Here is a 7,815-nt window from a genome sequence, read left to right as displayed (position 1 = left end):
AAACATCATTCTTTACAAATATTCATAGTTTTTTGTATTAATTCATATACTTTTTTAAGATATTAATAGGAGTGATAAAAATGAAAATAACTCAAAATCAATATATAAATAAGTCTAAGTCAACTAAAAATATAGTTAACTCAGAAGTCCATTCACAACTTAATTATTCCTGTGATATTTCCAATGGGTATATACAAAGTAAAAACTTATCCTTATTTAATGGAGTTAGTGAAGAAATGGATTGTGGCGGAAATAGTACTTTTGAATATGCTTATTTTTTATTGTCTAACCCTAAAAAGTCCAACGTAAGCATTTATGTTAAAAACTCTATAATTACTAATTTATCCCCAAGCCCTATCATCTCCAAAGTATATTATTGTGTAGAAGATGTAGCTGGCAATTTAGATAGTTCAAACAATACAACTATAACAAATTCCAATTCAAGTGGAAGTATGCCTGCAGGCAGAATATTTTTTGGTAATGATGTTGAAAAAATATATGGTGTTTATGGTCAAAATCTAATTATACCGCCTTATAATATGTATACATCCAATGAGAATGGTGGCATAGTTATTTCTCCAGGCTTTAGTTATCTCTTTGAAATTAGCCCTGTTAAGGAAGAAATAACTTCAAACTTTGTCATGTCATTTTCATGGTGGGAAGAACCCATGTCCTCTTACTTGGACTAAGAAATTTTATAATTTTATAATTTTCCAAATAAAGAGACTCCTTTCTCTACAATAACTTAATTGTAAAGAAAGGAGCTTTTTATAAATCATATTTTACCTTAGAAAAATCAAACAGTTCATCTATGTCTGCACTTAAAATATATTTCATATACCCATCCTTTGTATCAGTATTATTTTTTCCTTTATAAATAATCCTTAGACTGTCATTATTGCTAGCATTGAAAATATTGAAAGCCAGTTCGTCACTTTCTTTGTAAAATAAATTCTTTTTATCATAATCACATCCAAAAACATATTTTATTCCATCTACTGGGCATGTGTTATTTTCAGTTATGCATATAATTTTATCTTCCTTTGGTTTTATATTCATTTTACTTATTATTGCTTCACAAGCCCTTATTCCAATGGCTAATCCTGGACATTCATGACCATGAAACTTAACAACTTCTTTCCATAATAAATTATTCATATTTCCTCCTAGATTTAATTTTATTTATTTTCTTCTTACTTTAGCTGCATTAGCATGAGCATATAATCCTTCTTCAACAGCTAAATCATGAGCCACTGGTGCCAGTGAGTTTACCGCTACTTGATTTAATCTTTGAGTAGTACATGTCTTTATAAATGTACCAACCCAAACTCCGCCTGTATATCTAGATGCTCTAAGAGTTGGTAAAGTATGATTTGTTCCTGATACATAATCTCCAAAAACCTCTGCTGATAATCCTCCTAAAAATAAAGATCCATAATTTATTAATTTATCAATTATTTCATCTTCATTTTTTAAGCTTACCTCCAAATGTTCTGGAGCATATTTATTACTAAGTTTCACTGCCTCATCTAAATTATCCACATATATTATTTCTCCATTATTTCTCCACGAAGATGATGCTATTTCTCTAGTAGGAAGGTCCTTTAAAATCTCATCTACTTTTTTACATACCTCTTCTCCTAAAATTTTATTTGTAGTAATTAAAATTCCTCTAGCACTGTAGTCATGTTCACATTGTGCTAAAACATCTGCTGCTATATAATCAGAGTTAGCTGTTTCATCTGCTATAATCAATACTTCGCTAGGTCCTGCTACAAAATCAATTCCCACACTTCCATAACATTGTCTTTTAGCTTCTGTTACATATTTATTTCCTGGACCTACTATAATATCTACTGGTTTTATACTTTCTGTTCCATAGGTAAAAGCGCCTATAGCTTGTACTCCTCCAACAGCATATATCTCATCTGCTCCTGCTATATCCATGGCAACTAAAGTTTTTGGATTTATAGAGCTACTATTTTTCATAGTTGGTGAACAAGCACAAATTCTTTTAACTCCTGCAACCTTTGCTGGAATAATTAACATTAATGCAGTAGAAAAAAGTGGATATCCTCCACCTGGCACATAAGCTAAAGCTGATTCTATAGGTATATGCTTTTGACCAAGTGTTACACCAGGATAAATTTCTTTTTCAAAGTTATTGTTAAAACTTTCTTTTTGAGCTTTAGCAAACTCTTCAATATTCTTTGATGCAACTTTAATATCTTCAATAAATTTTATATCTACTTGTTTATATGCCTTTACTATTTCATCCCTAGTAACTTTATAATTTGTTCGTGGATTTTTATCAAATTGTAAATTATACTTTCTAACCCCAATATCTTTATTAAGTCTTACTTCGTTTAATATTTCTCTTACTTGAACTTTCACTGTTTTTTCGGTTTCAATATTTTTAAACTGAGATTTTTTCAGAATTTCCATATGTATTCCTCCCATAACAACGGTATAATAAATCAAATATTTCCCTGTTTCGGTCTATATAAAAATAATCCTATCTATTTATATATTAGATGTCAACAATAATACAATTAATATAGTTTTTAAATTTAAAAAGAAGCCACTAAACTTAAATAAACCGCCTTTATACTTTTTAAATGTACAAGTGTAAAGGTGTTTTGTTTTTAATTAATTTATTATTAAATCTCTTTAACTATTAAATCTCCCATTTCTTTTGTTCCTATAACATTTCCTATTCCATTATATATATCCACAGTTCTATATCCTTTATTAATAACTTTTGTTACTGCACCTTCAATTTCTTTAGCTTCTTTTTCTAAAGAGAATGAATATCTAAGCATCATAGCTACGGATAATATTGTAGCTATGGGATTTACTATATTTTTTCCTGCAATATCAGGTGCACTTCCATGGATAGGCTCATACATTCCAAATTTATCATCTCTAAGTGATGCTGATGGCAGCATTCCTATGGAACCTGTTATCATTGAGGCTTCATCTGAAATAATATCTCCAAATATGTTATTAGTAACGATGGTATCAAATTGGCTAGGATCTTTTATTAATTGCATAGTTGCATTGTCTACATACATAAAATTCAGTTTAATTTCTTTATATTCTTCACTTAACTCATTCATTATTTTTCGCCAAAGTTTAGAGCTATCAAGTACATTTGCTTTGTCTACACAAGTTAATCTTTTTTTTCTAATTCTTGCAGTCTCAAAAGCTTTTTTCCCTATTCTTCTAATTTCATTTTCATCATACTTTTCCACATCATAAGCCACTTCTACATTATCTATAACTTCTGTTTTTCTATCACCAAAATAAATTCCACCAGTAAGTTCTCTAACTACTACAAAATCAATACCCTTTTCTACGATATCACGTCTTAAAGGAGAGGATTCTTTTATACTTTCATGCATAGTAGCAGGTCTTAAATTAACAAATAAATTGAGCCCCTGTCTTAAAGCCAAAAGACCTTTTTCTGGTCTAATGGAAGGTTCAATATTATCCCAGGCAGGTCCCCCAACTGCACCAAGCAAAACTGCATCACTTTTTTTACATTCATCTAAAGTTTCTTTTGGTAGAGGAGTCCCAAATTTATCTATGGCAACTCCTCCACCCAATACTTCTATACATTTAAAATTATGATTATATTTTTTGCCTATTTTATTTAGAACTTTTATTCCTTCATCTACAATTTCTGGTCCTACACCGTCACCTTTTATTACTGCTATTTTAAAGTCCATTATCTTTTCCCCCCAATTTTATATTTATCACTAATAATTTTAAAATTTAATTCTATTTTTATTTGATCATTGTTTTTTCAATAGACTTAATTAAGCCTCCATTTGAAATAATATTTTGCATAAACTCTGGAAAAGGTTCAGCTTTGTATTCTTCATTCTTACTTATATTTTTTATTATTCCACTATTAAAATCTATTTCCAGTTTATCTCCTTCTTCAATTTTCATAGCAGCTTCATCACATTCTAGAATAGGAAGCCCTATATTTATGGCATTTCTATAAAAAATTCTTGCAAAAGTAGAGGCTATAACACAAGATATTCCACTTTCTTTTATCGCTATTGGAGCATGCTCCCTTGATGAACCACATCCAAAGTTTTTATTTGCAACAATTATATCTCCTTCATTTACCTTTTTAGTAAAATCTTTGTCTATATCTTCCATACAATGAGATGCCAACTCTTTCATATCAGGTGTGTTCAGATATCTTGCTGGTATTATCACATCCGTATCTATATTATCTCCATATTTAAAAACTTTTCCATTTGCTAACATGTTGTATCTCCCCCTACTTCTTCACAAATTTCCTCTGGTGATGATATTTTTCCACTTATAGCCGATGCTGCTGCCACTGCTGGACTTGCCAAATAAATTTCTGACTTTACATGACCCATTCTTCCTACAAAGTTTCTATTCGTAGTTGATACTGCTCTTTCTCCCTGTGCCAATATTCCCATATGTCCTCCTAAACACGGTCCACAAGTTGGAGTTGATATAGCCGCTCCTGCTTTTACAAGTTCAGATATATATCCTTTTTCTATCGCCTCTAAATATATACTTTGAGTCCCTGGAAATACTATACATCTCACATCTTTAGCCACTTTTTTATTTTTCATAACTTCTGCCGCTATTTTTAAGTCATTTATTCTACCATTTGTACAAGAACCTATTACTACTTGATCTATTTTTATATCTTCAGTAATTTCATCTATGTTTTTTGTATTTTCAGGTAAGTGAGGAAAGGCTACTGTAGGTCTTAACTCACTTAAATCAACTTCTATGGTTTCATCATATATGGCATCTTCATCAGCTGCGAAAATTTGATGACTTTTATCTATAGTTTTACATTCATGATTTTTAATATAGCCTTTAGTAATATCATCTACTGGAAAAATTCCATTTTTAGCCCCTGCTTCTATTGCCATATTGCAAATAGTAAATCTATCATCCATGGTTAAGTGTTTTACACCATCTCCCACAAATTCCATAGACATATATCTAGCTCCATCCACTCCTATTTTACCTATAATGTGTAAAATAATATCCTTACCACTTATCCATTTTGATGGTTTATTTTTCAAAACAAATTTTATTGCTCCAGGAACTTTGAACCAAGCCTTCCCTGTGGCCATACCTGCTGCCATATCTGTTGAGCCTATTCCTGTAGAAAATGCTCCAAGTGCCCCATAAGTACAAGTATGGGAATCAGCTCCTATTACTACATCTCCTGCTGTTACTAATCCTTTTTCAGGAAGCAAACAGTGTTCTATCCCCATATCTCCCACATCAAAGTAATTTTTTATATTTTTACAGTTGGCAAAACTTCTCGCCACTTTACATTGTTCGGCACTTTTTATATCTTTGTTCGGAGTAAAGTGATCAAGAACTATAGCTACTTTACTACTATCAAATACTTTACTAACATTTAATTTTTCAAACTCCCTTATGGCAACAGGAGTTGTTATATCATTCCCAAGAACCAAGTCTAAATCAGCTTCTATTAATTGACCTTTTTTAACTTCTTTCAAATTAGCATGATCTGCTAAGATTTTTTGTGTCATTGTCATTCCCATTTTTATATCCCCCTATATTATAATCTTCATATAACTTTTGTTAATTGCATTCATTAATGCATTTATAGCTGCTGTATTTATATTTTCTGAAATTCCAACACCAAAATATGGTTCACCATCTTCTTCTATTTCCACATAAGCCACACCCTTAGCATGAGAACCATCACTCAAGGCATGTTCATGATAATTTTTAAAGCGATAATTTTTTAATTCCTTTTGTTTTAAAGCGTTATTGAAAGCATCTATTGGACCATTTCCCTCACCTTTAACTACATATTCTTCACCTTCAAAGTTGATTATAGCTTCAAGTTCTAAGATATTGTTTTCTGAGCAGTTTTTAATATCATATACATCTGAGTTTACTGAATTAATTCTATATTTTTTAAGTTTGTACGGCGTGTCAATATCTATATACCATTCATTAAATAAATCATAGATTTCTTGTGGCGATAATTCTTTTCCTCTCTTATCAGATGCTTGCTTGACAACTCGACCAAAGTATTTATGCATATTTTTAGGAATATTAAATCCAAATTCATTTTCCATAATATAAATTGCTCCACCCTTACCTGACTGAGAATTTATTCTTATAATTTCTGTATATTCTCTTCCTAAGTCGTGAGGATCAATTGGCAAGTATGGAACTTCCCATTCATAATTACCTCTTTTTTCTCTTTCAATCATACCTTTTCTTATGGCATCTTGATGTGAGCCAGAGAATGCACAAAATACCAAGTCTCCAGCATAAGGATGTCTTACATGAACATCAAGCTTTGTACACTTTTTATAAATATCTGTTATATCAGAAATATTACTAAAATCAAGTTCAGGATTCACGCCATTTGAATACATATTCATAGCAGTTGTAATTATATCTAAGTTTCCTGTTCTCTCCCCATTTCCAAATAAAGTTCCCTCTATTCTATCAGCTCCTGCTAAAATTCCTAGCTCACAAGCCGCCACAGAAGTTCCTCTATCATTATGAGGATGTAAACTTATGGTTACACATTCTCTATTTTTCACAGTTTCACTAAACCACTCAATTTGATCAGCATAAAGGTTTGGTGTTGTCATTTCTACTGTTGACGGTAAATTTATAATCATTTTATTTTCTTTTGTAGGCTGCCAAACATCCATAACAGCTTCACAAATTTCTAGTGCATAGTCCATTTCAGTTCCTGTAAAACTCTCTGGTGAATATTCATATTGAAAATTAGTTTCAGGATATTTCTTTGCTTCTCGGTTAAAAATTTCTGCCCCCTCAACCGCTATGTCTATAATCTCTTCTTTACTTTTATTAAATACCACATCTCTTTGAAGTATTGATGTAGAATTGTATAAATGAACAATTGCTTTTTTACACCCCTTTAAAGCTTCAAAGGTTTTTACAATTAAATGCTCCCTTGATTGTGTTAATACTTGAACTGTAACATCATCTGGTATTAAATCTTCCTCTATTAATCTTCTTAAAAAATCATATTCTGTTTGTGAAGCTGAAGGAAATCCTATTTCAATTTCTTTAAATCCAACTTCTATTAACATATTAAACATTTCCATTTTTTCAGATACACTCATTGGAATTGGTAGAGATTGATTCCCATCTCTTAAGTCTACAGAACACCAAATTGGTGCTTTAATTATTTCATTATCCGGCCATTTTCTATTCTTAAAATTTTTTGGCTGAAAATTTGGTCTTTTATATTTTTTACAATTAAAACTCATAACAAATTCCCCCTTATTTTTAAATAAAACTCCACTAGTTTTTAATTAATTTTGCATATTGTATTCAATGCTAAATTATAAATTTTATAAATTCATCTTCTTACATATCTCTAGAAATAAAAATAACCCCGTCTCTATATTTAGAGACGAGGTTTAACTCTCGCGGTACCACTCTAGTTAACTTAAATAAGTTCACTTTACAATAATCATAAAGATTATTTATCTTATAACGTAGATCTACGGTTTACTCCCTGTAAACAGCTCCTAGGCAAGTTCAGAACAATCCACTGCCAAATTCCACCCACCTTTGGCTCTCTATAAGCTTCAAAATTCTTACTACTCCTATTCTTAGCTTTCTAATTATTTAACTTATTAGTAGTAATAATATACGAGACTTAATCTTACGTCAATATATTTTTCAAAATTTTCTAAATATTTTATTTATAATTTACTTCAAGACTTCAAAAAACATTTCAATTCTTACATTTATTTATGCTTAAGGTAATTAATA

General features: G+C 30.6%; 7 protein-coding genes and 1 other annotated feature. Of the genes, 1 reads left to right on the top strand and 6 read right to left on the bottom strand.

Going from position 1 to position 7,815, the window contains the following annotated elements; all coding sequences use genetic code 11:
• Positions 1-80: 80 nt before the first annotated feature.
• A complete protein-coding gene (locus NSA58_RS12360; protein WP_039677981.1) occupies positions 81-689 on the top strand; it encodes a DUF6143 family protein in 609 nt (202 codons plus the stop codon).
• A 79-nt stretch (positions 690-768) separates the two neighbouring features.
• Here NSA58_RS12360 and NSA58_RS12355 read toward each other — a convergent pair whose 3' ends face one another.
• From NSA58_RS12355 to leuA, 6 genes are all read right to left on the bottom strand, one after another.
• On the bottom strand, positions 769-1,158 hold the full coding sequence (locus NSA58_RS12355) for a formylmethanofuran dehydrogenase subunit E family protein (RefSeq protein WP_039677993.1): 390 nt from the start codon (positions 1,156-1,158) through the stop codon (positions 769-771).
• 24 nt (positions 1,159-1,182) lie between these two features.
• Positions 1,183-2,445 (bottom strand): histidinol dehydrogenase, encoded by a 1,263-nt coding sequence (gene hisD, locus NSA58_RS12350; RefSeq protein ID WP_039677982.1) that lies wholly within the window; start codon positions 2,443-2,445, stop codon positions 1,183-1,185.
• Positions 2,446-2,660: 215 nt separating this feature from the next.
• On the bottom strand, positions 2,661-3,731 hold the full coding sequence (gene leuB / locus NSA58_RS12345; RefSeq protein ID WP_074429983.1) for a 3-isopropylmalate dehydrogenase: 1,071 nt from the start codon (positions 3,729-3,731) through the stop codon (positions 2,661-2,663).
• Positions 3,732-3,789: 58 nt separating this feature from the next.
• Positions 3,790-4,284: a 3-isopropylmalate dehydratase small subunit gene (gene leuD / locus NSA58_RS12340; protein WP_074078749.1), complete on the bottom strand. Its 495-nt coding sequence runs from the start codon at positions 4,282-4,284 to the stop codon at positions 3,790-3,792.
• Complete coding sequence (leuC, locus tag NSA58_RS12335; RefSeq protein WP_074078748.1) at positions 4,278-5,582, bottom strand: 3-isopropylmalate dehydratase large subunit; 1,305 nt, start codon at positions 5,580-5,582, stop codon at positions 4,278-4,280. The genes leuD and leuC overlap by 7 nt, the downstream gene beginning before the upstream one ends.
• Before the next feature lie 12 nt (positions 5,583-5,594).
• Entirely contained in the window at positions 5,595-7,304 is a 1,710-nt protein-coding gene (gene leuA / locus NSA58_RS12330; RefSeq protein ID WP_039677987.1) for a 2-isopropylmalate synthase, read from the bottom strand.
• 139 nt (positions 7,305-7,443) lie between these two features.
• Positions 7,444-7,663: a binding site (T-box leader), on the bottom strand.
• Positions 7,664-7,815 lie beyond the last annotated feature (152 nt).

Origin of the sequence: Terrisporobacter muris, assembly GCF_024621905.1 — a bacterium.
GTDB lineage: Bacteria > Bacillota > Clostridia > Peptostreptococcales > Peptostreptococcaceae > Terrisporobacter > Terrisporobacter muris.
Note: the sequence above shows the minus strand (reverse complement) of the source record. Positions and strands in the feature narration are given on the sequence as shown.